Below are 25,426 nucleotides of genomic sequence, written 5' to 3'. Positions count from 1 at the left end.
ACCTGGACGGGCACCGGAACAGTCTCGCATGCGCGAGCGTGCCAGAACGCCGTACGCAGGCACCGGACCAGCAAGGCCCCGCGCGAAGGCAACAGGCCCCAGACCGCTCGTCGGCACCTGGGCGGGGCGGCGGACGGTCGCGTCGCCTCCCCGGCCGGAGGGGCAAGCCTGCCCGGGCACACCTCAACCCGCGGACCCGCCGCTTACGCTTCAGCAGACCTCCGGGATCGGGTCAAACCTCGCTCAGACCCCGGAGCCAAGACTCACTCAGCCGTCCGAGGACCGGTAGTGTCCGAGACCTTCCGGACAGCTCCCGCGATCTGCGAGTGGTATCGACCGTTGGTCTTCTCGTCCACGAAACGCGCCGCCTTCCCCACGGCCTCGTTGACCTTCTCCGGGTTGTTCCGCACGTACGACACCGCGCCCGCGGCACCGGCCAGCATGGTGAGTTTCTTCAGCAAAGCCATCGCACACAGCCTTTCCCCTGCGGAAACCTCCGTCACTCCCCCAACGCCGTCAAGCCGCCGCTAGTTCCCGGCGACGAAACTTGGATGACAGGGGACGCACGGAGCGGGCATCATCCGACGCGTGCGCGATCTTTCGGCCCTTCCCAAGGTGCATCTCCACGTCCATCTTGAGAGCACTGTCCGCCCTGGCACGCTCAAGGAGCTCGCGGCCCTCCACGGAGTCCAGGTGCCGGGCAAACCTGCCGTGTTCACCGGGTTTCGGGCGTTTGCCGATCGCAACAGTCTCACTCGGTCGTGTTTGCGCGAGGCCGCGGACTTCGAGCGGATCGCGCGCGAGTTCTGTGCGGACGAAGCCGCGCAGGGGACTCGATACGTCGAGGTCACGTTCACCGCCGCCGCGCACGGGGAACGGCTCGGGGATCTTGGACTGCCGCTCAACGCGGTCCTCAAAGGACTGTCGGAAGGCGGGGAAGAGCATGGGCTGCGATGGCGGTTGATTCTCGATCACTCGCGGCGGCGGTCGGTCGAGCGGGCGATGAAAACCCTCGAACTGGCCAAGCGGCACGAGGAGATCATCGCGATCGGGATGGCTGGCGAGGAAAGGCACTCGCTCGCTCCGTTCCGGGAGGTGTTCGCCCGGGCACGGGAGGCGGGCGTGCACCTCGTTCACCACGCTGGTGAGGACGCCGGGCCGGACAGCGTCCGCGAGGCGATCGAGATCGGTGGTGCTGAGCGTATCGGGCACGGGATCCGCATCGTGGACGACCCGGAGTTGACCGCTCAGGCAGCGGAAACCGGGATCGCGCTTGAGGTGTGTCCTTCGTCGAACGTCGCGCTCGGATTGGTGCCGACGCTTCCGGAGCACCCGCTCCCCCGGTTGATCGAGGCGGGGCTCCGAGTCACGCTCAACACGGATGTCCCGGACGTCACGGGTACCACGATCACCGGCGAATTCACTCGGGCGAGGGAAGTCTTCGGTTACGGCGACGCGACACTGGCTCAGCTGGCCGGCAACGCGGTGGAGGCATCGTTCGCGCCGGAAGAGACCAAAGCGTCGCTGCGCAAGGAGATTGACGACTGGCTCAGGTCGGCAGAAGGCGCGTGACGAGCACGCCCAGCTGCTGCGCGTTGCGGCATTCGTGCATCTCCACCAGTTCCGCGTAGTCCGGCGCGGCCGAATCGCCGGTGCCCCACAGGGATCGGCGTTCGGGGTTCAGCCAGTGGACATGCCGGGCGCGGGAGCGGATCGCGCGGACGGCCCCGAGATTCGGGTCGCCGCCGTTCGTTCGGGCGTCGCCCAGGATGAGGACCGACGTTCGCGGGCCCACCGCGTCGAGCCAGTGCGAAGTGAATTGTCCTAGCGCGCGGCCGTAATCGCTGTGGCCGTCCCAGCGGACTACCGCGGCTTCGCTGAGCATGCGCGCGCCCAGCTGTTCGGGATCGGCAGCGCCGGTGTCCACGAGGTGGGTCACCTCGTCGGTGCTGTCGACGAAACCGAAGACGCGGATCTTGCTGAACTGGTCCCGCAACGCCTGCACCAGCAGCATCGTGAAGTTCGCGAAACCCGCCACCGAACCGGAAAGGTCGCACAGGAGGATGATTTCCGGGCGGCCGGGGCGCCGGTGCCGGTAGGCTGGACGCAAGGGCACGCCGCCAGTGGAGAGTGAACGACGCAGCGTTCGGCGCAAGTCGATCTGGCCGCGTGTGGTGCGTTTGCGGCGCGCGGCGAGCCTGGTGGCGAGTTTTCGGGACAGCGGCTGGATCGTGCGCCGCAGCTCGGCCAATTGCGTACGGCTGGCGAGCAGGAAGTCGACGCGGTCGGCGGCGGGGGCGATCGCGTGTTTGGCGATCCGTTCGCGGCCCCGGAGTTCCGCGGCTCGGCGGCGCGCTTCGGTCCGCACCCGGCCGCGGAAACCCTCGACGCGGCGGCGGATTTCGTCGCGGGTGAGCCGGTCGGTGAACTCGTCCGGGGCGCCCGCGGCCCGCATCGCGGCCAGCACCTGGGCGATGAGCGTCTGCGGTTGCAGGCGGTCCAGCGTCTGGTGCGCCGAATATCCGCCGCCGGGGCCGGTCCCGGCGCCGTACTGGCCCAGCAGGTCCACGGCGAGTCCGGCGAGCTGGTCCAACGCCTGGTCGTCGCCTTCGGCCAAGGCGGCGGCGAGTGCTTCCCGCAGTTCCTCCCGGTCCTGCGGCGGGTTTTCGCGCGCCAGCTCCGGAGCGCCGACGGCCGCCGGGAAGTACAGGTCGAACGCGGCGTCGAACACCGTGCGCTGGCCGCCCCGGCGGACCAGAGCGGCGGCGAGCCCTTCGCGGACCAGTTCGCGCTCGTCCAGGCCGAGCACCTCCAGCGCGGCTGCCGCGTCGGCCGTTTCGCCCGGTCCGGCCGGGATGCCTTGCGCCCGCAAGGCCCGCACGAACTCGGCGAGCCGTCCGGTCAGGCCCGGCGCGGCGGTCACGACGCGTCCAGCACCTGGTCGAGACGCAGCCCGGCCCCGGCCTTCGCGATGTCGTCCTGATGCTTCAGCACGACGCCGAGGCTTTCGCGCACCACCCGTTCGTCGAGCGCGCCCGCGCCGAGTTCCAGCAGCGTGCGCGCCCAGTCGACGGTCTCTGCCACCGACGGCAGTTTCCGAAGGTCCATGGCCCGCAGCGCGGCGATCACCCGCACCACCGAATCCGCGAGCGCGGCCTCGATGCCGGGCACCTTCAGCCGGACGATCTCGCGTTCCAGGTCCTCGTCCGGGAAATCGATGTGCAGGAACAGGCACCGCCGCCGCAGCGCCTCGGACAGCTCGCGCGTCGCGTTCGACGTCAGCACCACGAACGGCTGCCGCGTCGCGGTGATCGTGCCGAGTTCGGGCACCGTCACCTGGAAATCGCCGAGCACCTCCAGCAGCAGGCCCTCGATCTCGACGTCGGCCTTGTCCGTTTCGTCGATCAGCAGCACAGTCGGCTCGGTGCCGGAGATCGCGGTGAGCAGCGGGCGGCGCAGCAGGNGCAGGAATTCCTCGCCGAAGATGTCGGTGCGCGCCTCGTCCCACGTCTCGTCGCGGCCCGCGGTGATCCGCAGCAGCTGCTTCGCGTGGTTCCACTCGTACAGCGCGCGGGCCTCGTCGATGCCCTCGTAGCACTGCAACCGCACCAGCCGCGAGCCGGTGACCTCGGCGACCGCCGTCGCCAGCGCGGTCTTGCCGACCCCGGCCGGGCCCTCGACCAGCAGCGGCTTGCCCAGCCGGTCGGCGAGGAACACCGTGGTCGCGACCGCGGTCGACGCGAGGTACCCGGCCTCGGCCAGCTGCGCCGACACGTCGTCGACGGACGAGAAAAACCCGGTGCCCACGTGGCCTCCTAAGCGATCGCTCACCCGCACTGTACTGGGCGGTCGGCACCGCAGGCTTCCCGGCGACCAGACATCGGAGCTCAGCTGGCACACGCCCCCGCAGCGCCGCTGAAAGCCGGATATTCCTCCGATGTATGCCGGGGTGCCGGAGCCGTTTCACGGCAGGCTCGGAATGACCTGATCCACCAACCGCTTCGCGACCGGGCAGGACCCTTCGTTGCTGACGGACCGGTCGAGGTACCAGATGCGCACCGCCGCGTCCGTGCCGGGGATCTGGACCTGATAACGGCATCCGCCGCCGGCTTTCGTGGTGTCTTTCCGGACTTCGTGCCCGCTCTGGGTGCTCGATTCGCTGTGCGCGCTCCAGTCCTCCGCCTCGCCCAGCTCCAGCGTCGCGGCCAGGTCGCCGCCGGTCAGCTTGCCGGACGGCGGGTTCCACTCGGTGCGGCAGCCGCCGACGCCGCCCGCCGCACCGGCCGGGGCGGATTCCGTCAGCTTGTACTCGCTTCGCTGCGGGTCGATCGGCGTGCCCCGCGCGGCGGTCGCCAGCAACTCGCAGGCGTTCGTTTTCGCGAACGTCTCGGCCGGGCCGGCGCCGCTGCATCCCGCTGCCGAGACGGCGACCGCCAGCCCGAGCACGAGCCGGTTAATCATTGCCATGGAACCCTCGCCACGCGTCCTCTTCCTCGTCGAACTCGCGACCGGCCGACTTGTCCCGGCGGACACTGCCCGATTCCGAGACTGCGTGCGGTGATTTCAGCCCCGCGTTGCCGAACGCGGCTTCGATGTCCTCCTGGAGGTTGGCCGTGCCCGCGTTGGCCAGCGCGCTGACGTTCGGGCTCGCGGAGAGCATCGCGCCGCCCTGGACGCGAAGGGTCAGGTAGCCGAAGCTCCCGCTCACCTCGCGCGGCGGTTCCGGCTCGGCGGCCGGACCGCGCTCCCGCTGCTGCCGGAGCCGTTCGTTCTCGTTGCGCTCCCGGCTGGCCCGGGCTGCCGCCACGACTTCGTCGAGCGTCGGGAACACCACGGGACCATCCGCGTCGCTCGCCGGAGCCGCGGCGGGCGGCGTTTCCGAGGCCAAGCGTTCGGACCTTTCCTGCACCGCCGCGTCCAGCGCGGCCAGGTACGCCTCCGTCAGCGCTTCGCCGAGGAAGGCAGGCTCCACCCGGGATTTCCAGTGGTCCAGGACGGTCGCCTCGACCAGCTTGAGGTCCTCGTCCAGCGTGATCGTGACGACGCCGGTCCGGTCGGCCGCGCGGAAACCGCGCGCGTTCCCGGTACCGACCAGCACGGGTTCGGCGACGGTCGGCGGCGGCTGCGGCGCCGGGGCCCGATCGAGCCGCGCGCCGATGTCCCGAAGTGCTTCCAGCCCCGCGTCGAGCGTGTTCGCCGAGGCGACCGGGTCGGTCATTGTCGCTCCTCTCGTGCGGCTAGCCGGCCAGGCTCGGCCATTTGTCGTTCGGAAATTCCGCGGCGTCGTACTGGATGCTGGTGGCGTCGCGCGTGCGGCCGACCGCCTCGCTGTACATTTCCACGACCTTGGTGAGCCGCTGCCCCGCGGTGGTGACGAGCTTCTCGACGAGTTTGCCCGCTTCCCCGATGGCTTCCAGCGCGCCGACGATGGTCCCGGCCTCGACCAGGACCGCGACGAACTCGCCCACCAGGGCGGCGAAGGCGTCGCCGAGTTCCTTCACGAACATGATGTTCGCCTTGGCGATGTCGAGCAGCCAGCTGCTGATGTTGTCCGCTTTGGTCTTGATCGCGCCCAGCGCGGCGTGCTGCGCGTCGACGGCGTCGTCGTATGCCTTCCGGGCCGCGCCCTCCCAATGCCCGAAGTTCGCGTCCGGGTGTTCCTTGACCACGCCCTGGAGCTGGGAGGCGGGGCGCTGGGCGTCCTCCAGCCAGGAGAACCCCTGGACGATGATCGAGACGATCGGGGTCGAATGCTCCAGGATCTTCTGGATGTCCTGGACGATCTTCGTGATCTTCTCGTTGAGCGCCTTCATTCCCCGGTCGAAGGCGATGACCGCCGGGCCCAGGACGTACCGCCACGCGGAATCCGCCCATTTGCCGACGAACTCCCGAAACCCGTTGACCATGTCGTTGACCCACTGGACCAGCTGGTCGATCAGTTTCTTGAATTCGGCGGTGGTGCTCTCCGCGTCTTCGCTCACGAGTCGCCCTCCGGAATCTTCTTCGACCAGTCGTTGAGGTCGAGTTCGACGATTTCCTCGTTCTGGTCGTAGGTGTTGGCCGCCTTGACCAGCACGTCGCCGATGTGGCCCATGTCCGGGCCCGCCGTGGAGAGTTTCTGCTCCATGAACTGCTGGAGCTTGTCGTAGGCGGTTTTGTCGATCTGCGCGACCGCGGCCGTGAGGAGGAAGTTCACGCCGTCGCCGATCCAGAACGCCGAGGTGTCGAGCGTCATGCCGGAAACCGCCGTGTGCACACCGGCGACCTTCTCAGCGTGCGGATCCCACTTCTTCGCTTCGGTGCGCAAGGCACCGGTGATGACCTTGTAGCCGGCCATGGGGAGTCCCTCCCTCGTTCGCTGTCGGGGCACCTGGCCTGTCACGGGCGCCACCGCCCGCATAGTACGGAGTCGAATGGGATGTCGCGCGCAAAACCGCCTTTTGCCATCGAACAGGAGGTCACCGGCCTCGCGGGCTAGCATCGGGACGTGACTTACGCTGCCGCTGATGCCCGTTACGACTCGATGCCCTACCGCCGCTGCGGGCGCAGCGGCCTGAAGCTGCCCGCGATCTCGCTCGGGCTGTGGCACAACTTCGGGAACGACCGCCCGCTCACCGTCCAGCGCGACATCGTCCGGCGCGCCTTCGACCTCGGCATCACGCATTTCGACCTGGCCAACAACTACGGCCCGCCCTACGGCAGCGCCGAGGAGAACTTCGGCCGGCTGCTGGCGAGCGACCTGAAGCCCTACCGCGACGAGCTGATCATCTCGACCAAGGCCGGCTACGACATGTGGCCCGGCCCGTACGGCGAATGGGGTTCGCGGAAGTACCTGCTGGCCAGCCTCGACCAGTCGCTCGGGCGGATGGGCCTGGACTACGTCGACATCTTCTACTCGCACCGCTTCGACCCGGAGACGCCGCTGGAGGAGACGGTCGGCGCGCTCGACCGGGCGGTCCGGTCCGGCAAGGCGTTGTACGCCGGGATCTCGTCCTACAACTCCGCGCGGACCGCGGAAGCCGCGCAGTTGCTGCGCGAACTGGGCACACCGCTGCTGATCCACCAGCCGTCGTATTCGATGTTCAACCGCTGGACCGAGACGGACGATTTGCTCGGGACCCTGGAGCAGGCCGGGGCCGGGTGCATCGCGTTCTCGCCGCTGGCGCAGGGATTGCTGACCGACAAATACCTTTCCGGGGTGCCCACGGATTCGCGAGCGGCGCAAGGGAAATCGCTGAACCCGGACACGATCACCGAGGAGAAGCTCGGCAAGATCCGGGCGCTGGGCGAGATCGCGGCGCGGCGGGGGCAGACGCTGGCGCAGCTGGCGCTGGCGTGGGCGCTGCGGGATCCGCGGATGACATCGCTGGTGATCGGGGCCAGCAGCGTGAAGCAGCTGGAGGACAACGTCGCCGCGCTGGACACCCTGTCATTCACCGCGGAGGAACTGGCCGAGATCGACCGGCACGCCACCGAAGAAGGCATCAACATCTGGAAGCGGTCTTCCGACGGATGACCCGGCGCGGCCGGAGGCGAGGACTACCCGAGCCTCCGGCCGAACTCGCCGCAGACCGTCTCCCCGTCCAGAAACCCTTGGTGCGCCAGAGTGATTCGCCGTGCTTTCGACGGGCGCGATTGCGCTTGCGCGGCCTCGATGCCAAGGAATTCGAACCGGCTCACTTCGTCCGCCGCCAGGCGGAGGGCACCGATCCGCTCGCGGCTCAGCACGCCGCCGTCGAAGACGAATTGCAGGCTGTCCCGCCAGGCGCCGCCAATCGACCACGAGAAGCCGCCCCACCGGCACGTCGATGCCGAGTTCTTCGCCGACCTCTCGACCGCACGCGGCCAGCGGTGATTCGCCGTCTTCGACCAAGCCTCCCGGGGATCTCCAGGAACGGCTGGTAAGCCGGGAAGACGAACAGGATCCGGCCGTGTTCGTCGCGGGCGAGCATTCCCGCGGCGACGTTCTTCCGCGGAAACCGGGCGGCGATGCCGGGAGTGCACTCGGCCTCCGGCTCGCCCTCGTCCCGGAGATCGCGCGCGAAAACGGCATCGTCGCCGCAGTGGCGGGCCTGGCCGCCGGTCATGCTCAGCAGCGGGCCGCGCGGATCGTCTCCGCCGCCCACTCCGCCCAATCGCGTTCCATCGCCGCGTATCGCTTGCCCCACTCCAGCGCGAGGCGGCCGTACAGCGACGGATCGCTGTCGTCCCAGTCCACTGCCGCGTCGATCGCGGCCAGTTCGCCGACCAGCCCCTCGGCGAAAGCGCCGTGCCTGCGCAGGAATCCTCGGGCCTCCTCCGGCGTGACCTCGCCCAGGAAGTACACCCGCAGCAGCATCTCGTTCCGCCGCGCCGCCGGCGGCCGCTCCTCCAGCAGCCACTTGCGCAGTTCCGACCGGCCGGCGTCGGTGATCGCGTACTCTTTGCGGCCGCGCGGGCCCTCCGCGGAGACCTTGATCAGGTCCGCGCCCTCGAGCTTGCCTAGTTCCCCGTACAGCTGGCTCTGCGTGGCCGTCCAGACGCTCGACATCGCCGTTTCGAAGCGTTTCAGCAGGTCGTAGCCGCTTCCGGGGGCGGTGGCGAGCAGCCCCAGCACCGCGTGTCGCAAGGTCATGCGCCCACCCTACATTCCACTATTGACATGTGCACGCCGGACGTTCTAGCTTTGACATGTCAGCACAGGAATGTGAGCGAGGGGCGCCGATGAACTACCTGAAGAGTTTCCTTCCGTGGATCGCCTTCGCGGTCGTGTCCACGCAGGCCGGCTGGCGGTGGTCCGGGCTGACCGGACTGGCGCTCGCGGGCGGGCTGCTCCTGCTCGAACGCCGGCGCGGCAAAGGCTGGGACACGCTGTTCATCGAGGTCTCCGCGGTCGTGTTCTTCGCGGCGCTGTCGATCTGGTCCTTCAGCGACCCGGCCTCGCCGCTCCGGGATTACGTCGGCGCGCTCACCGATCTTTGGCTGGCCGTGACCGCCTGGGGTTCGATCGCCGCGAAACGGCCGTTCACGCTCGGGATCGCGAAAACCATGGTCCCGCCGGAAATCGCCGCGACCGCGGTGTTTCGCCGGGTCAACGTCGTCATCACCGCGGTGTGGGCGGCCAGCTTCACGGTCGCCGGAATCGCCGAAGCCGTACTGCTGCATTACGCGCCGCACGACACCGCCGGCTTGATCATCATCAAGGTGCTCGGCTTCGCGATTCCGATCTCGTTCACCATTCGCTATCCGCGCATCGTCCGGGCCCGTGCCCAGAAAGCCGCGTGAGCCATGGCCACCACCGATTTCCATCTCAAGGGCCATTACGCCCCGGTCCACGACGAACTCACCGCCCGCGACCTGCCGGTCACCGGTGCGCTGCCGCCGGAACTCACCGGGTGGTACCTGCGCAACGGGCCGAACCCACGCCAGGACAGCGCGCATTGGTTCACCGGCGACGGCATGGTGCACGGCGTGCGGCTAGAAAACGGCCGCGCGGCTTGGTATCGCAATCGCTGGGTGCGCACCGAAAGCTTCGACATCCCGGATCCGGTGCTCTACAACGCCGACGGAACCCGGAATCTCCGGTCGAGCGTCGCCAACACCCACGTCGTCACTCACGCGGGACGCACGCTCACGCTCGTGGAATCCTCGCTGCCGTACGAAATCACCACCGATCTCGACACCGTCGGCGTTTACGATTTCGGCGGCAAGCTCGCCGACGCGATGACCGCCCATCCCAAGATCTGCCCGGAAACCGGCGAATTGCATTTCTTCGGCTACGGCAGCATCACCGCCCCGCACGTGAGCTACTACCGCGCCGACGCCGCCGGCGAACTGGTGCTGCGGCAGCCGATCGACGTTCCCGGGCTGACGATGATGCACGACTTCGCGCTCACCCGGCGGCACGTGGTCTTCTTCGACCTCCCGGTGGTGTTCGACCACGGAACCGACGGCGGCATCCCGTACCGCTGGAGCGACACGTACGGCGCACGGCTCGGCCTGCTCAGCCGCGACCGGCCGGAGGACGGCGTGCGCTGGTTCGGAATCGACCCGTGCTACGTCTTCCACACCCTCAACGCGCACGACACCGCCGACGGCCGGATCGTGGTGCACGTCGTGCGGTACGAGCATTTGTCCAAGCCGCGCGTCCCGGATCCGAAGGGCGTGCTGTGGCGGTGGACGATCGACCCGCGCAGGGGCACCGTCGCCGAGGATCCGCTCGACGACCGCGACGGCGAGTTCCCCCGCGTCGACGACCGGCTCGCCGGGCTCGACGCGCGTTTCGGCCATGTCACCGGACGGCACGGTCCGGCGGGTCCGCTCGTGCTCCGCCGCTACGACCTGCACACGAACGCCTCGCGCGAGCATCTGTTCCCGGAAGGGCACGTCCCTGGCGAAGCGGTTTTCGTTCCGGCAGACGATCGTCCGGACGGCGCGGGCTGGCTGCTCGCCTACGTCTACGACGGGCCGAACGACCGCAGCGACCTGGTGGTGCTCGACGCGCAGGACCTCGAAGCGGATCCGGTCGCGACGGTCCGCCTGCCCGGGCGCGTGCCCGCCGGCTTCCACGGCAACTGGCTGCCCGACGCCTGAGCCCGTCAACTGGCGGAGGGCGAACTCTGCGTGCCGTCCCCGGGTTCCGCCCGCCGAGCCCGTATCGTCGGGCCAAGATCTCCTGCCTGCCCTCCCGAGCCGGAAGAAAAGAAACTTTCCTGCCAAAGCGGGGCGAATCCGGTTACCGTGGCAGGACGGAAGTCCGAACGGGAAGGAAACTCAGCAGGTGGCAGGGTCGGGTACACCACCGGTCGGCACCCCGGCCGGGATGCGCATGATCAACCAGCGGGCGGTGCTCGACCTGCTGCGCCGCGGCGGGCCCGCGACACGGCCGCAGGTGGCGAAGGACACCGGGCTGTCGAAGCCCACGGTGAGCCAGGCGCTGCTCGCGCTGGAGGCCGCCGGGCTCGCCCGCGCGACCGGGCACACGTCCACCGGCACCGGCCGTTCGGCGGTGCTCTACGAGGCGGACCCGACCGCGGGGTACGTGCTCGGCCTGGACATCGGCCGCGAGCACATCCGGGTCGCGGTCGCCGACCTGGGCCGCACCACAGTCGCCCGGCGCGACGTGCGCAACACGGCCCGCTCCGGCAGCGCACTGATCTCCGCGCTGGGCAAACTGGCCGCTGACATCGTGGCCGAGGCCGGTCTGACCAACGACGACATCGTGGTCCGCGTGCTGGGCTCCCCCGGCGTCGCGGACCCGGTGAAACGCTGCTTCCGGCACGCGCCGAACCTGCCCGGCTGGGGCCGTCCGGGTCTGCTCGACGACCTGGAGCAGGTCCTGGGACCGGACCTGGTGGTGGAAAACGACGCGAACCTCACCGCGGTCGGCGAGTGGGAAAGCGGTGCCGCCCGCGGAGCGTCGGTCGTCGGCTGCATCACCATCGGCACCGGCGTAGGCATGGGCCTGATGGTCGACGGCCGCGTCTTCCGCGGCGCCACCGGCGCGGCGGGAGAAATCGGCTACCTGCCTTACGGCCGCACGCGCGTCGCCGACGAACCCGGCGAACCGCCCGCGCGCGGACACCTGGAAGAGGCCACCGCCGCCCAGTCAGTAGTCCGCGGCGCACGCGAACTCGGCCTGGGCACAGCACGATCCGCCCGCGAAGTCTTCCGCCTCGCCCGCGAGGGTGACGACCTCGCCCAACGCGCAGTCTCCGCGGAGGCCGACCGGCTCGCGTACACCGTCGCTTCAGTCGCCGCAGTGATCGACCCGGAACTGATCGTCCTGGGCGGCGGCGTCGGAACCGCAGCAGACCTGCTGCTGGAACCAATCGACCGAGCACTCCGCGCGTTCACCCCGCTCACCACCACTGTGGTGCAAGGCGAACTAGGCGACGACGGCGTCCTCACCGGCGCGATCAGCGTCGGCCTGCGCGCCGCCGAACGCCTCGTCTTCGACCGCCGAGTAGGCGCCGCCTGACGTTCCGTGAGGACCACCCTCATTGACTCTGATTCCCTCACGACCCTTGACCGGTCCGCGATGCGCCCCACCCCCACCGCCGCCAATGCACCTGCCCATCGAGGCACCCACACCACCCCCGCACCCCGATCCGAAGCCTCCCTGCCCGTCAGCACAATCGGGCTTCGGGGTGCCCCACGCCAAGACCACGGCAATGTCGCCCCCAGGCGACGAGCCGCCCCCAGCAGGAACTCNTTCGGGGTGCCCCACGCCAAGACCACGGCAATGTCGCCCCCAGGCGACGAGCCACCCCACCCCGCACCCGGTACCTTGCAGGCATGATCGGACTGCCCGACACCATCACCGCCTGCCTCTTCGACCTGGACGGCGTACTGACCGGGACGGCCGTGCTCCACCGCGAGGCGTGGAAACGGACGTTCGACGAATACCTGCGCACCCGCGACGCCGCGAACTTCCACGAATTCACCGACTCCGACTACGCGACCTACGTAGACGGCCGCCCCCGGGCCGACGGCGTGCGGGAATTCCTTCGCTCCCGCGGAATCGATCTCCCCGAAGGCACCCCGGACGACGCCGTCGACGCGCCGACCGTGAACGGCATCGGCAACCGCAAGAACGAACTCGTCCTGAAGATCATCGACGAACGCGGCGTGAACCCCTACCCCGGTTCCGTGCGCTACCTGGAAGCAGCGAAGCGAGCCGGGCTCAGGATCGCCGTGGTGACCTCCTCGGCGAACGGCGAGAAGGTCCTCGACGCGGCCGACCTGTCCCGCTTCGTCGAAGCCCGCGTGGACGGCCTGGTCATCCGCCGCGACCACCTGAAAGGCAAGCCGGCCCCCGATTCGTTCCTCGCCGGGGCCAAGGCGCTCGGCGTGGACCCGAAGCAGGCCGTGGTGTTCGAGGACGCGCAATCGGGCGTCCAGGCGGGCAAAGCCGGCGGTTTCGGTTACGTCGTGGGCGTGAACCGGGAAGACCAGGCCGACGCATTGCGCGCGCACGGCGCCGACGTCGTGGTGGACGACCTCGCCGACCTGCTGGAGGACAAGTGACGGAACTCGGCTACGAATGCGCGCCGTGGGAGCTGCGCTGGCGCGGTCTCGACGTGGATGCGTTGCAGCGCACCGAATCCGCCTTCGCGGTGTCGAACGGACACATCGGACTTCGCGGCACGCTTGAGGAAGGCGAGCCGCGCGGGCTGCCCGGCACGTACCTCAACGGCTTCTACGAACAGCACGAACTCCCTTACGCCGAGGGCGGTTACGGCTATCCGGAGGAAGGCCAGACCGTCGTCAACGTGACCGACGGCAAGATCATCCGGCTGCTGGTCGAGGACGAGCCGCTGGACATGCGCTACGGCATCGCGACCGCGCACGACCGCGTGCTCGACTTCCGCCGCGGCACGCTGCGGCGCGTCACCGAATGGTCCTCCCCCACCGGCAGGCGCGTGCGGGTGACCACCGAACGGCTGGTTTCCTTCACCCAGCGCGCGGTCGCCGCGATCCGCTACGAGGTCGAACCGCTCGACGAGGACCTGCAGCTCGTCGTGCAGTCCGACCTGCTGGCCAACGAACCGGTCGAGTCCGACACGCGCGACCCGCGCGTCGCCGCCGCGCTCGACGCGCCGCTGGTCGGCGAGTTCAGCCACGCCGCGGGCTACCAGGCCGTGCTGGTGCACCAGACCCGGATGTCCGGGCTGCGGGTCGCCGCCGCGATGGACCACAAGATCGAGGTCGACGACGGGCTGCGCACCCGCATCCACGCCGAGGAGGACCTCGCCCGGCTCACCGCCGCGGTGGACGTGCCCAAGGGCGGACGCCTGCGGGTCACCAAATTCCTCGCCTACGGCTGGTCCGCGCAGCGCTCCGCCCCGGCGCTGCGGGCGCAGGTCGAAGCCGCGCTCGCGGGCGCGCGGCAGACCGGCTGGAAGGGCCTGGCCGCCGAGCAACGCCAGTTCCTGGACGACTTCTGGGCCACTTCGGACATCGAAATCGACGGCGACCCGGAGCTTCAGCAGGCCGTCCGGTTCGCGCTGTTCCACCTGCTGCAGGCCGGCGCCCGCGGCGAAACCCGGGCTATCGCCGGAAAGGGCCTCACCGGGCCGGGGTATGACGGGCACGCATTCTGGGACAGCGAGACGTTCGTCCTGCCGGTGCTGACGTACACGATGCCGGACGCCGCCCGCGACGCCCTCGGCTGGCGACACTCCACAATAGACAAAGCGAAAGAGCGGGCGATCCAGCTCGGCTTGCGCGGCGCGGCTTTCCCGTGGCGGTCCATCAACGGCGCCGAATGCTCCGCGTACTGGCCGGCCGGCACCGCCGCGTTCCACGTCAGCGCGGACATCGCCGACGCCGTCGTGCGGTACGTGAACGCCACCCATGACGAGCATTTCGAGCGCACCTGCGGCGCGGAACTGCTGCTGGAAACCGCGCGGCTGTGGGCGTCCCTCGGGCATTTCGACCACCACGGGCACTTCCGCATCGACGGCGTCACCGGGCCCGACGAGTACTCCGCGGTGGCGGACAACAACGTCTACACGAACCTGATGGCGCGCCGGAACCTGCTCGCGGCGGCGGAAGTGTGCGGACGGCACCCGGACATCGCCGAACAGTTCGAAGTGGACGCTCCCGAGATCGATTCCTGGCGCGCCGCGGCGGACGCGATGGCGCTGCCCTACGACCAGGAACTCGGCGTGCACCCGCAGTCGGAAGGCTTCCTGCAGCACGACGAATGGGATTTCGCCGCCACCGACGAGGATTTCTACCCGCTGCTGCTGAACTACCCGTACTTCGACCTCTACCGCAAGCAGGTCGTCAAGCAGGCCGACCTCGTGCTCGCCCTGCACCTGTGCGGCGATTCGTTCAGCCCCGAGGAAAAAGCCCGCGACTTCGCCTACTACGAAGCACGGACCGTCCGCGATTCCTCGCTGTCCGCGGGCACGCAGGCCGTCATCGCGGCCGAGGTCGGACACCTGCAGCTGGCCTACGACTACCTCGCCGAAGCCGCGCTGACCGACCTGCACGACGTGCACAACAACGTCCGCAACGGCCTGCACATGGCGTCGCTGGCCGGCGCCTGGCAAGCCGCTGTGGCCGGGTTCGGCGGGCTCCGCGACTACGGCGGCCAGTTGTCGTTCGCACCGCGGCTGCCGGACGAACTCGGCGGCCTCACCTTCCGCCTCGCGTTCCGCGAAACGCGGTTCCAGGTGTCGATCCGGCCCGGCGCGGCGACGTACCGGGTGCTCCACGGGCCGCCGCTGGACCTGATCCACCACGGCGAGCGGTTCACCGTGGCCGAGGAGCCGGTGGAGCTGCCGATCCCGAAGCTGGACCCGGGCCCCGCACCGGTCCAGCCGATCGGCCGGGCCCCGGCGCGCCGCGACGCGTCGAAGGTGCGGCAGTTCGACCGAGCCTGACTCGTGAGTGCTGGTGCCGGTGAGAACCGGGATGGCCACTCACGACGTCCTCCAGCGCCTCGTGCGTGGTCATCCCGGTGAAAACCGGGATGACCACTCACGACGGCGTTTCGTCCGTGCCCGGCACCCGCAGCACCTCGTCGGTCCGGGAAGGGCTCAGATCCGGCCCCGGCGCGGTGGCCACCTCGCCGGGCAGCTCGTCCGGCTCCGGCAGCTCAGGCTTCTTCCGGCGCGCGGGGAACGGCGTTTCCTCGTCGTCGTCCTCGGACCGGTCGCGGGGACGGAATTCGCTGCGCGGGGTCATGTCTCCGGGATACCCGGTTCAGCGCGCCCGCACCAGGGAGTTCACGCGGCCGGACGCGAGCGCTGTTTTCCGGTCGCGTCCGTGAGCTGATCCAGCAGCGTCAGCAGGAGCCCGTCCCGGGTCGACCACGGGCAGATCGTCAGCTTCCCGCCCGCGACCGTCAGCAGGGCCTCCGCGACGACCGCGCCGCCGAGCGCCTGCTGCGCCCGCTGCCGCGAAATCCCCGGCAGCTGCGCGCGCCGCGCGAACGGCATCGCCGACAGCCGCGGAATCCACGCGCGCACGTCGTCCAGGTGCAGCTCACGGGCCTTGCCCGGACGGTCGCCCGCCAGCCGGGCCAGCTGCCGCAGCACCTTCGAACAGCCGACCACCCGGTGCTCGGCCAGCTCGTCCTTCACGTCGCCCAGGGCGGCGGAGACTTCCTCCAGCACGTGGTCGCGCAGCGCACGCACTTGCTTGCCGCGCACCGGCGGTTCGGCGGGCAGCCAGTCGCGCGTGACCGACCGGGCGCCCAGCGGCAGCGACCGCGCGAAAGTGGCCTGTTCGCCCGCTCCGGCGGACAGCTCGACCGTGCCGCCGCCGATGTCGAGCGCCAGCAGCGGCCCGCCGGACGCGCCGTACCAGCGGCGCGCTCCGACGTAGGTCAGTTCCGCCTCCCGGCGCCCGGAAAGGAACCGCAGTTCGACCCCGGTTTCCGCGGCGACCGCACGGACCGCCTCGCGGGAGTTGACCGCGTCTCGAATTGACGAGGTGGCCAGCGGAAATACGTCTTTCACCCCGTGCTCGCGAGCGAATTCCATCCCGTTCGCGACGGCCCGGGAAATGGCCGCGATGCCGCACTTGCTGAGCCGTCCCTCGTCGTCGAGTTCGCGGTCCAGCCGCAGCCGGGTCTGATGCGTCAAGGCCGGGTCGATCGGGGATCCGCCGGGTTCGAGCACGACAAGCCGGGCGCTGAACGACCCGACGTCCAGCACCGCGGCAACGGGTCCTTCGATTCTGCGCACAGCCCGGCCTACCTCGCTTTCGCCCCGCCCGGATTCCCCGGTGAACCCGTTCCTACTCCCGGTTTCGCGTCCCGCGCGGGGAGTTGACGGCATTTCGACGGCGGCATCGACCTGAAGTGCGGTTTCTTCACACTCTCAGTAGTCCGCATCATAGCGGACCTACCCGAGCAGCTCCTTCAGTTTGGCGACAGCGGCCACTCGCGCCTCGCGTCCGGGCTGCAGCGGGTTGACCGCCAGGGTCGTCGCTCCGGCCTCCTTGAACGCCGCCAGGCGCTCCTTCACGTACCCCGCAGGACCGACCAGCGACGTGGCGCGCAGCAGCTCCGCCGGGACCGCCGCGGCGGCTTCTTCCTTCTTGCCGTCGAGGTAGAGGTCCTGGATCTGCTTCGCCTCGGCCTCGTAGCCGTAGTTGCAGGCCAGCGTGTTGTAGAAGTTCTTGCCGCGCGCGCCCATCCCGCCGATGTACAGCGCGAACACCGGGCGCACCCAGTCGAGCAGGCCCTCGACGTCGTCGCCGATGGCCAGCGGCGGCGCGGCGAACACGTCCAGCTCGCCCAGCCGCGGGTCGCGCTTGGCCCTGCCCTCGGCCAGCGAGGCGCCCCAGACGTCGGCGGCCTTCTCCGGGTGGAAGAAGATCGGCTGCCAGCCCTCGGCGACCTCGGCGGCCAGCGCGACGTTCTTCGGCCCGAGCGCGGCGAGCACGACCGGGATCCGCTCGCGCACCGGGTGGTTGATCAGCTTGAGCGGCTTGCCGAGCCCGGTGCCCTGGTCCGCGGGCAACGGGATCGTGTAGTGCTTGCCCTCGTGCACGACGCGCTCGCGCTTCCACACCTGGCGGCAGATCTCGATGATCTCGCGGGTGCGGCCGATCGGCGCGTCGTACTTCACGCCGTGGAAACCCTCGATGACCTGCGGCCCGGACGCGCCGAGGCCGAGGGTGAACCGGCCGTCGGACACGAAGTCCAGCCCGGCCGCGGTCATCGCGGTGAGGCTCGGCGTGCGGGTGTAGATCTGGAAGATGCCCGACATCAGGCCGACGCGCTCGGTCTTCGCGGCGAGGTAGCCGAGCTGGCTCACCGCGTCGAAGCTGTAGGCCTCGGGGACGAACACGATGTCGAGCCCGACCCGTTCCAGCTCCACGATGTCCGCGACGCTTTCGGCGAACCCGCCCGAGTAGCTGACGCCGGTGCCGATCCTCATCGATCCCTCATTTCCCGTGCCGGTCGACTCTGACTAAGCGTTTGCTCATTATGCGGCCGCTCGGGTGCCGACGCTACGGCGTGGGTCACACCACAGCGGGCGCCACCGTCCCGCGCACCTCGCCGAACCCGATCCGGGCACCGCCTGGGCCCGGGGCGGAGGCGCTGATGACGACCTCGTCGCCGTCCTCCAGGAACGCCCTGGTCTCCTCGCCGACCGCGAGCGGTTCGCGACCGCCCCAGCTCAGCTCCAGCAGCGAACCGCGCTGGTCCTTCGCCGGGCCGGTGACCGTGCCGGACGCGTACAGGTCGCCGGTGCGCAGGCTCGCGCCGTTCACGGTGAGGTGCGCGAGCTGCTGCGCGCCCGTCCAGTACTGCGTGGCGAACGGCGGGCTGGACACGAGATGGCCGTTGATCCGGATTTCCAGCGTCAGGTCCAGGCTCCACGGTTCGGCCGCGCGCAGGTATTCGAACGGCTCCGGATCCTGCGCGGGCTGCGGCACGCGGGCCTGCTCCAGCGCGGCCAGCGGAACCAGCCACGGCGACATGGACGTGGCGAACGATTTGCCGAGGAACGGCCCGAGCGGCTGCGATTCCCAGCCCTGCAGGTCACGCGCCGACCAGTCGTTGACCAGGCAGACGCCGAAGACGCGGCGAGGGAACTCGTCGATCGGCACCGGTGTGCCCAGCTGCGATCCCACGCCGACGACGAAGCCGACCTCCGCCTCGAAGTCGAGCCGCTTGGCCGCGCCGAACGACGGTTCCGCCGCCTTCCGCGGTTTCCGTTGCCCCGCCGGGCGGATCACCGGCGTGCCGGACGCGACGACGGTGCCCGCGCGGCCGTGGTAGCCGATCGGCAGGTGCTTCCAGTTCGCCGGCACCAGATCGTCCCCGCCGGTGAAGATCCGGCTGGCGTTGATCGCGTGCTGTTCGCTGGAGTAGAAGTCGGCGTAATCGGCGACCTCCACCGGCAGATGGCTGACGATGTCCGCGCGGGGCACCAGATGCGGCCGGATCCGGTCGGCGTGCCGCGGTTCGGCGAGCCATTCGCGGACCCGCGCCCGCACCTCGGCCCAGACGTCCGGGCCGGCGGCGAGCAACGGGTTCAGCACGCCCGCGGCGAGCAGGTGGCCGAAGGACTCCCCCTCGGCCGCCGCGGTCAGGTCGAGCACCTGGTCTCCGACCGCGACACCGGCCCGGCGGATCCGCTCGCCGCGGGAGAAGACGCCGTAGGGCAGGTTGTCGAGGCCGAAGAGGGTGCCGGCCGGAAGGTCGGGCCAGCTCACGCGGACGCCTCCGCGATCCACGCGCCGACCACGGTGTCCAATGCCGACAGCGGGAGAATTCCGTTGCCCAGGATCACATCGTGGAACGCGCGGATGTCGAACCGCTCGCCCAGCGCCTGCTCGGCCTCGGCGCGGACCCGCTGGATTTCCAGCCGCCCGACCATGTAGCTCAGCGCCTGGCCCGGATTCGCGACGTACCGGTCGATCTCCGCCTCGATCTCCATCTTCGCCATCGGCGTGTGCTCGACCAGGTAGTCGACCGCCTGCTGCCGGGTCCAGCCCAGCGCGTGCAGACCGGTGTCGACGACGAGCCGTCCGGCCCGCATCGAGTCCTGGGCGAGCATGCCGAAGCGGGCGACGTCGTCGGAGTAGAGGCCCATCTCGTCGGCGAGGCGCTCCGCGTACAGGCCCCAGCCCTCGATGTAGGCGTTGAACGGCGCGATCCGGCGCAGCAGCGGCAGATCGGTGAGTTCCTGCGCGAACGTGAGCTGGAAGTGGTGCCCGGGAACGGCTTCGTGGAACGCGATCCCCTCGCTGGTGAACCGCGGCCGCGAACTCGCCGCATAAGTGTTCGCGTAGTACGTGCCGGGACGGGAACCGTCGAACGCGGCCTGGAGGTAGTAGGCGATGGTGCCGCTCGCCGCGTCCGCCTCCGGGACCGGCTCGACCGCGCACCTCGCGTCCGGCACCCGGGAGAACCATTGCGGGGCAACGGTTTCCGCTCGGGCGATGGCGGTGCGAGCGCCTGCCAGCAGCTCCTCGCCGTCGCGCCAGCGCAGCCGCGGGTCGGTGCGGAGGCGGTCGAAGATCTCCCGCAGGTCCCCGGTGCCGAACACGCGGGAGCCCAGCTCGCGGTACTCCTCGGCCAGTTTTTCGCCCATCCGCAGACCGGTGTCGTGCAGCTCCTGCGCGGTGCGGTCGGTGGTGGTGTGCGCGCGGATCAGGCCCTGGTACTTCTCCAGCCCGCCCGGCAGGTGGCCGATGCCCGGCTGGCTGCCGGTCTTCGACACCGGCAGCACGTCCTCGGCGAGGAAGTCGCGGTAGCGGCGGTACGCGGGCCGCACGACCTCGGCGAGCAGCCGGTCGCACTCCGCGGCGAAGCCTTCGACCTCGACCGCCGGCGTGACGCGGAACGGGTCGCCGTCTTCGTTCGCCAGATACCGCTCGACGTACTCGATCCCGATGCGCACCAGGAAGTCCGGCGGCGCGAACCCGTCCCCGACAGTCGTCCGCTGCGCCTCGATCACCGCGTCGAGATAGCCGCCGATCGCCGCCAGCCTCGTGAGGTAGTCGCGCGCCTTGTCCGCGTCGTCCGGGGCCAGCGCGGGAAGAATGGTCATGAGGTTGAGCGCGGGCGAGCTGAACCCGTCGCTCACCGCGAACCCGGACAGCCGCGAGTCGATCGTGTCGATCGCGCCGCGGGCGTGCGTGCGCACCACCTCGCGGGTGATGACCTCGGACGCGGTCAGCCCGGCCGGGTCGAGCGCGTCCGCGCGCTCGGCGATCGCGGCGTACGCCGCCCGGTGGCGCTCGGCCGCGGCGAGACTCGGGTCGGCGAGTTTGGTGTGGTCGCCGGGGAGCCCGAGGACAGTGCGCTCCAGAGGTTTCGCCTCGAAGCTCAGCTCGACCAGCTCGTCCGCCAGGCCGGCGACGGTGTCGCCGTGGCCAGCCGCCCACTCGGTGACCACGGCGTCCAGCACCGACAGCGGCAGGGAGCCGCCGGAGAGGACCGTGTCGTGGAAGGCCTTGACGTCGAAGCGGCTGCCGAGCCGCTGTTCGGCCTGCTTGCGCAGCCGCTCGATTTCCAGCCGCCCCACCAGGTACGCGAGCGCCTGGCCCGGGTAACCGAGGTACCGGTCGACCTCGGACTCGATCTCGACCTGCGCCATCGGCGTGTGCTCCAGCAGGTAGTCGACCGCCTGCTGACGGCTCCAGCCCAGCGCGTGCAGGCCGGTGTCGACGATCAGCCGGCCGGCCCGCATGGACTCCATCGTCAGCATGCCGAGCAGCGACACGTCGTCGGAGTACAGGCCCATCTCCTCGGCGAGGCGCTCGGTGTAGAGGCCCCAGCCCTCGGCGTACGCGGTGAAGTTGCCGACGCGGCGCAGCAGCGGCAGGTCGGCGAGGCCGAGCGCGGTGCTGAGCTGGAAGTGGTGACCAGGGATCGCCTCGTGGAACGCGATGACCTCGGCGGTGTGCCGGAACCGCTCGGCGGCCTGGTAGGTGTTCGCGAAGTAGACGCCCGGCCGGGACCCGTCCGCGGCGGGCGGCATGTAGTACGCCGGCGGCGCTCCGGGCGCGGAATCCTCCGGCACCGCCTCGACGGTCCACGGGTGCTGCGGGATGTGGCCGAACCAGTTCGGCGCCTCGGCCGCGGCGCGGGAGATGGCCGTGCGGGCGGTTTCGAGGAGGTCCTCGGCGCTCGTCCAGCGGAGCTTCGGGTCGGTGCGCAGCCGCTCGAAGATCTCCGGCAGCTCGCGCGTGCCGAAGACGCGCTCGCCGAGCGCCTGGTACTGCTCGACCTGGCCGGCGATCACCGCGAGGCCGGTGTCGTGCAGCTCCTGCGGGGTGCGGTCGCTGGTGGTGTGGGCGCGGGCGAGGCGGGCGTAGATCTCGTCGCCGCCGGGGAGCCAGGAGACGCCTGCCTTGTCGTCGGGCCGGCCGTGCGGGAGGACCTCGGCCGCAAGGAAGTCGCGGTACTCGCGGAAGCCGGGCCGGGCGACGTCGCGGAGCACCTGCTCGCGGCGCGCGGCGAACTCCTCGTCCGGGGCGGGCTGGCGCAGCAGCGGGTCGTTCTCGGGCTCGGCGAGGTAGCGGTCGAGGTGCGCGATCGCGGCCTTGACCAGGCGTTCGATCGGCAGGAGCCCCTCGGCGATGCCGTCGCGGTGCCGGTGCGCGACGGCGCGGAGGTACTCCGGGATCTCGCGGAGCCGATCGAGATGCGCCGCCGCGGTTTCCGCGGTGACGGTGATCATCGGCAGCGCGGACAGCAGCCCGGAGGCGGGCCCGACGAACAGGTCGGTGACGGTGAAGTCGACGACCCGGCTGTCCATCCGGTCGAGGTTTCCGGCGATGGAGCTGAGCAGGACGTCGCGGGTGACGCGGTCGACGGCGTCGAGCCCGGCCGGGTCGATCGCCTGGGCCCGCTCCCGGATCCCGGCGAGCTTCCCGCGGAACGCCGCCTCCGCCGCGGCCGACGGATCGCCGAGCCCCGGCGCGTCCGGCCGGATGCCGAGAATGGCGGCGTCGAGCGGCTCGTGGTCGAACGACACCTCGACGAGTTCGTCGGCGAGATCGGAAACGACGGTCATCGGCGTGGACCCCCAGGGTAGGCGGAGCGAGTGCTGATGCCGACCCTAATCGAGACGGGGGTGCGCACGCCCGCGTCCTCGGCGGCCGGTCCCCCGGCGGGCCGTACCGGCGTGCCGGGGCGTGGAACCCGTGCGCCCGGCACCGCGCGGATCGCCGGCGTCGCGGTGGCGGGGCACGCCGGGCACGTGGTGCGGCCGGGCCGGGCGGGCGAGGCGGTAGCGTTGCCGGAGTGGCCGTGACCGATCCCGCCGACATCCGCCTGCTCGCCGCGCTCGCCGAGCTGGGCAAGGGGGCTGTGCACGAGCTGGCGGCGAAGGTCGGGATGGACCCGCGGGAGGTCGCGTACCGGCTGGTCGCGCTGTCCGGGAGCGGGTTGCCGCTGCTGGTCGGGGTCGAAAGCGACCCGAACGGTCTCCGCGCGGCGATCTCCGGGGCTCCGGCGTCGTGGCAGCGCCCGCCGGCGGGCGGGTATCCGGCCGGGACCGGGTCGGCTCCGTTCCCCGCGGCGGCCGGACCGAACCCGGGCGGGACGCCGGGCCCGATGGCTTCCGGCCAGGGTGCGGCGCCGGGCGCCATGCCCTCCGCCCCGGTGCCGAACGGCCCGGCGTCGGCGGGAGTTCCCGTTCGAGGCGGAGCGTCGGGAATGCCGGGCGGAATGTCCGGCGCGCAAGGCTCCGGCCCGCATCCGCCCGGACCGGACGGGCTCCCCGGCCCCGAATCGGCCGGGATGCCGGGGCACTCCGGCCCGCATCCGCCGGGGCAGCACGGGATGCCCGGCCCCGGAACCTCCGGCGCATACCCGCCCGCGCAAACCGGAACCCCCGCAAGCCAGGGGCAGCACGGGATGCCCGGACCCGGAACCTCCGGCGCGTATCCGCCCGCGCAAACCGGAACCCCCGCGAGCCAGGGGCAGCACGGCATGCCCGGCCCCGGAACCTCCGGCGCGTATCCGCCCGCGCAGACCGGGATCCCGGCAACCGGGCCAGGTCTGGGCATGCCCGGACCCGCCGCGCCGGGACCCTCGGGCGCGTACGCGCCCGGACCGGCCGGGATTCCCGGGGTTTCCGGCGCGTATCCCCCCGGACCGAACGGGATCCCCGCCGGGCCGGGCGTCTCCGGCGCGTACGGTCCCGGGCAGCCGGGGATGCCGCCCGGCGGCGCGAATGTCCGCAATGGACCATCAGGGCCGTACCCGGCTCCGGATCCGGTCGTCAGCACGTGGGGCGTCCCGCAGACCGCTTCCTGGGCTCGCGGCGACGAACCCCGGCCCGCCGCCGCGCCTGCCAGGCAGGGCCGGATCGGCGAGACGATGCAGTCCCAGGGGCTCGAAGGGGAACAGCTTTCCGTGCAGCTGCTGGAGGTCCAGGATCCCGCCGACTTCCTCTTCGGCGCGGCAGGCTACCGGCTCGAAGACGGCGAGCGCGCGGTCGTCGTGCACACCGAGATCACCAATCGCGGGCCGATCCCGTTCGCGTCGCTGCCCGACAACTACCTCGAACTCGTCACCGACAGCGGCGAGACCGTCGCGAAAGCCCCGGTTTCGCTGACGTCCCGGCCGCCGCACAAGATCGGCGTGCAGCCGGGCGAGACGCTCGGCGGGCACACCGTCTACGTCCTTCCCGCCGCGACGCGGGTGGTCTCGGTGCGCTGGAGCCCGCGGCCCGAGCCGGACGAGCGCACCTTGACCTGGGCCGTCGGCTAGCTGTCTCGTGAGTCCCTAGTTCCCGTCGCGCAGGATCTCCAGCGCACCGGCCAGATCGTCCGGGTACTCCGCCGCGAACTCGACCCACCGGCCGTCCGCGGGATGCGCGAAACCCAGCGTCCGCGCGTGCAGCCACTGCCGCGTCAGTCCGAGCTTCTTGGCCAGCACCGGGTCCGCCCCGTAGGTCAGGTCGCCCGCGCACGGGTGGCGCAGCGCGGAGAAGTGCACGCGGATCTGGTGCGTACGCCCGGTTTCCAGCTTCACGTGCGCCAGCGAAGCCGCCCGGAAAGCCTCGACTACCTCGTAGTGCGTGACGCTCGGCCGTCCGCCCGCGACGACCGCGAACTTGTAGTCGTGCCGCGGATGGCGGTCGATCGGGGCGTCGATGGTGCCGCGCGTCGGGTCGGGGTGGCCCTGCACGACGGCGTGGTAGCCCTTGTCGACGGTCCGCTCCTTGAACGCCCGCTTCAGCACGGTGTACGCGTGCTCGCTCTTCGCCACCACCATCACCCCGGTGGTGCCCGCGTCGAGCCGGTGCACGACGCCCTGCCGTTCGGCCGCGCCCGAGGTCGAGATGCGCAGCCCGGCCGCGGCCAGGCCACCGACGACCGTCGGGCCGGTCCAGCCGGGGCTGGGGTGCACGGCGACGCCGACCGGTTTCGAAATCACCACGATGTCGTCGTCATCGTGCAGGATCTTCATGCCTTCGACCGGCTCCGCGACGATTTCCGCCGCACGCTCGGGTTCCGGCAACGTCACCTCAAGCAGTCCGCCCGCGGACAGCCGGTCCGATTTGCCCGCCGGATGACCGTCGAGCAGGACCTCGCCCGCCGCCGCCAGCTCCGCGACCGCGGTGCGGGACAGGCCGAGCAGTTTGGCGAGCCCCGCGTCGACGCGCATCCCGTCGAGCCCGTCGGGGACGGGCAGCATGCGCGCGCTCACGCGGATTCCTTCTTCTTGCCGCGGCTGGAGGTGCCGTCGTAGTCCTTGCCGAGCAGGGACAGCAGCACGATCAGCGCGCCGCCGACGCAGATCGCGGAGTCGGCGATGTTGAAGATCGCGAAGCCTTCGCCGTTGGGCGCGAACGCGGAGATGAAGTCGACGACGTGGCCGCGCAGCGGTCCGGGCTCGCGGAAGAACCGGTCGGTCAGGTTGCCGAGCGCGCCGGCGAGCACGAGCCCGAGTCCGATCGCCCAGCCGACCGAGCGGAGCCTGCGCGAGATCCACACGATCGCGATCACGACG

At 70.7% G+C, this 25,426-nt stretch carries 25 protein-coding genes; 9 read left to right on the top strand and 16 right to left on the bottom strand.

Annotated elements, in window-relative coordinates:
• Positions 1–263: 263 nt before the first annotated feature.
• Positions 264–467, bottom strand: coding sequence for an antitoxin (locus tag A4R44_RS17550; protein WP_067581394.1), 204 nt, complete (start codon positions 465–467; stop codon positions 264–266).
• 121 nt (positions 468–588) lie between these two features.
• On the opposite strand from A4R44_RS17550, the gene add reads away from it, so the two are divergent.
• Positions 589–1,572, top strand: coding sequence for an adenosine deaminase (add, locus tag A4R44_RS17545; protein ID WP_067581392.1), 984 nt, complete (start codon positions 589–591; stop codon positions 1,570–1,572).
• Here add and A4R44_RS17540 read toward each other — a convergent pair.
• From A4R44_RS17540 to A4R44_RS17515, 6 genes are all read right to left on the bottom strand, one after another.
• Positions 1,550–2,923, bottom strand: a complete 1,374-nt coding sequence (locus A4R44_RS17540) for a VWA domain-containing protein (protein ID WP_067581390.1) — start codon at positions 2,921–2,923, stop codon at positions 1,550–1,552. The genes add and A4R44_RS17540 overlap by 23 nt on opposite strands.
• Positions 2,920–3,807 carry a MoxR family ATPase gene (locus A4R44_RS17535; protein WP_067581388.1) on the bottom strand — a complete coding sequence of 296 codons (888 nt, stop codon included), beginning with the start codon at positions 3,805–3,807 and terminating at the stop codon, positions 2,920–2,922. Before A4R44_RS17535 ends, A4R44_RS17540 begins: the two co-directional genes overlap by 4 nt.
• 156 nt (positions 3,808–3,963) lie before the next feature.
• The gene (locus A4R44_RS17530; protein WP_067581386.1) at positions 3,964–4,461 is read right to left on the bottom strand and encodes a hypothetical protein; all 498 of its coding nucleotides are present in this window, start codon (positions 4,459–4,461) and stop codon (positions 3,964–3,966) included.
• Positions 4,454–5,218 carry a hypothetical protein gene (locus A4R44_RS17525; protein ID WP_067581384.1) on the bottom strand — a complete coding sequence of 255 codons (765 nt, stop codon included), beginning with the start codon at positions 5,216–5,218 and terminating at the stop codon, positions 4,454–4,456. Before A4R44_RS17525 ends, A4R44_RS17530 begins: the two co-directional genes overlap by 8 nt.
• Before the next feature lie 19 nt (positions 5,219–5,237).
• Positions 5,238–5,981: a hypothetical protein gene (locus tag A4R44_RS17520; protein WP_067581382.1), complete on the bottom strand. Its 744-nt coding sequence runs from the start codon at positions 5,979–5,981 to the stop codon at positions 5,238–5,240.
• The gene (locus A4R44_RS17515) at positions 5,978–6,337 is read right to left on the bottom strand and encodes a hypothetical protein (protein WP_067581380.1); all 360 of its coding nucleotides are present in this window, start codon (positions 6,335–6,337) and stop codon (positions 5,978–5,980) included. The genes A4R44_RS17520 and A4R44_RS17515 overlap by 4 nt, the downstream gene beginning before the upstream one ends.
• 150 nt (positions 6,338–6,487) lie before the next feature.
• On the opposite strand from A4R44_RS17515, the gene mgrA reads away from it, so the two are divergent.
• Positions 6,488–7,516, top strand: a complete 1,029-nt coding sequence (gene mgrA / locus A4R44_RS17510; RefSeq protein ID WP_067581379.1) for an L-glyceraldehyde 3-phosphate reductase — start codon at positions 6,488–6,490, stop codon at positions 7,514–7,516.
• Here mgrA and A4R44_RS17505 read toward each other — a convergent pair.
• Positions 7,430–8,053 (bottom strand): NUDIX domain-containing protein, encoded by a 624-nt coding sequence (locus A4R44_RS17505; RefSeq protein WP_198545328.1) that lies wholly within the window; start codon positions 8,051–8,053, stop codon positions 7,430–7,432. The genes mgrA and A4R44_RS17505 overlap by 87 nt on opposite strands.
• A 36-nt stretch (positions 8,054–8,089) precedes the next feature.
• On the bottom strand, positions 8,090–8,614 hold the full coding sequence (locus tag A4R44_RS17500; RefSeq protein ID WP_095213412.1) for a PadR family transcriptional regulator: 525 nt from the start codon (positions 8,612–8,614) through the stop codon (positions 8,090–8,092).
• 89 nt (positions 8,615–8,703) lie between these two features.
• Between A4R44_RS17500 and A4R44_RS17495 the strand changes: the two genes are divergently transcribed.
• The 5 genes from A4R44_RS17495 (at position 8,704) to A4R44_RS17475 (ending at position 15,374) form a co-directional block, all read left to right on the top strand.
• Positions 8,704–9,264, top strand: coding sequence for a hypothetical protein (locus A4R44_RS17495; RefSeq protein WP_067581377.1), 561 nt, complete (start codon positions 8,704–8,706; stop codon positions 9,262–9,264).
• Positions 9,265–9,267: 3 nt separating this feature from the next.
• A complete protein-coding gene (locus A4R44_RS17490) occupies positions 9,268–10,572 on the top strand; it encodes a carotenoid oxygenase family protein (RefSeq protein WP_067581375.1) in 1,305 nt (434 codons plus the stop codon).
• Between the two features lie 229 nt (positions 10,573–10,801).
• Positions 10,802–11,959 (top strand): ROK family protein, encoded by a 1,158-nt coding sequence (locus A4R44_RS17485; protein ID WP_202505677.1) that lies wholly within the window; start codon positions 10,802–10,804, stop codon positions 11,957–11,959.
• A gap of 317 nt (positions 11,960–12,276) precedes the next feature.
• Entirely contained in the window at positions 12,277–13,008 is a 732-nt protein-coding gene (locus A4R44_RS17480) for an HAD family phosphatase (protein WP_067581371.1), read from the top strand.
• Positions 13,005–15,374, top strand: coding sequence for a glycoside hydrolase family 65 protein (locus tag A4R44_RS17475; RefSeq protein ID WP_067581369.1), 2,370 nt, complete (start codon positions 13,005–13,007; stop codon positions 15,372–15,374). The genes A4R44_RS17480 and A4R44_RS17475 overlap by 4 nt, the downstream gene beginning before the upstream one ends.
• A 97-nt stretch (positions 15,375–15,471) precedes the next feature.
• Here the strand turns inward: A4R44_RS17475 and A4R44_RS17470 are convergent, their stop codons facing one another.
• From A4R44_RS17470 to A4R44_RS50380, 5 genes are all read right to left on the bottom strand, one after another.
• Complete coding sequence (locus A4R44_RS17470; protein WP_067581367.1) at positions 15,472–15,678, bottom strand: hypothetical protein; 207 nt, start codon at positions 15,676–15,678, stop codon at positions 15,472–15,474.
• 41 nt (positions 15,679–15,719) lie between these two features.
• Entirely contained in the window at positions 15,720–16,682 is a 963-nt protein-coding gene (locus A4R44_RS17465) for a Ppx/GppA phosphatase family protein (protein WP_093573707.1), read from the bottom strand.
• A 159-nt stretch (positions 16,683–16,841) separates the two neighbouring features.
• On the bottom strand, positions 16,842–17,882 hold the full coding sequence (locus A4R44_RS17460; RefSeq protein WP_067581365.1) for an LLM class F420-dependent oxidoreductase: 1,041 nt from the start codon (positions 17,880–17,882) through the stop codon (positions 16,842–16,844).
• Positions 17,883–17,967: 85 nt separating this feature from the next.
• Positions 17,968–19,167 carry a fumarylacetoacetase gene (gene fahA / locus A4R44_RS50385; protein WP_067581363.1) on the bottom strand — a complete coding sequence of 400 codons (1,200 nt, stop codon included), beginning with the start codon at positions 19,165–19,167 and terminating at the stop codon, positions 17,968–17,970.
• On the bottom strand, positions 19,164–22,478 hold the full coding sequence (locus tag A4R44_RS50380) for a DUF885 family protein (RefSeq protein WP_067581361.1): 3,315 nt from the start codon (positions 22,476–22,478) through the stop codon (positions 19,164–19,166). Before A4R44_RS50380 ends, fahA begins: the two co-directional genes overlap by 4 nt.
• Positions 22,479–22,514: 36 nt before the next feature.
• Here A4R44_RS50380 and A4R44_RS17445 point away from each other — a divergent pair, with 36 nt between their 5' ends.
• Positions 22,515–22,718, top strand: a complete 204-nt coding sequence (locus tag A4R44_RS17445) for a hypothetical protein (RefSeq protein WP_143132438.1) — start codon at positions 22,515–22,517, stop codon at positions 22,716–22,718.
• Between the two features lie 404 nt (positions 22,719–23,122).
• Positions 23,123–24,181, top strand: a complete 1,059-nt coding sequence (locus A4R44_RS17440) for an AsnC family protein (RefSeq protein ID WP_369805909.1) — start codon at positions 23,123–23,125, stop codon at positions 24,179–24,181.
• Positions 24,182–24,196: 15 nt separating this feature from the next.
• Here the strand turns inward: A4R44_RS17440 and A4R44_RS17435 are convergent, their stop codons facing one another.
• Together A4R44_RS17435 and A4R44_RS50375 are read right to left on the bottom strand one after the other, a co-directional pair.
• Positions 24,197–25,123, bottom strand: a complete 927-nt coding sequence (locus A4R44_RS17435) for an RluA family pseudouridine synthase (protein WP_093573703.1) — start codon at positions 25,121–25,123, stop codon at positions 24,197–24,199.
• Positions 25,120–25,426, bottom strand: a 307-nt coding sequence (locus tag A4R44_RS50375; RefSeq protein ID WP_232791644.1) for a signal peptidase II, incomplete at its 5' end; no start/stop codon positions are given. The genes A4R44_RS17435 and A4R44_RS50375, both read right to left, overlap by 4 nt.

Source organism: Amycolatopsis sp. M39 (assembly GCF_001651785.1).
In the GTDB taxonomy this organism is placed as follows: Bacteria; Actinomycetota; Actinomycetes; order Mycobacteriales; family Pseudonocardiaceae; genus Amycolatopsis; species Amycolatopsis rubida.
The sequence above is the reverse complement of the archived record's forward strand: the minus strand, read 5'-3'. Positions and strand labels throughout refer to the sequence as shown.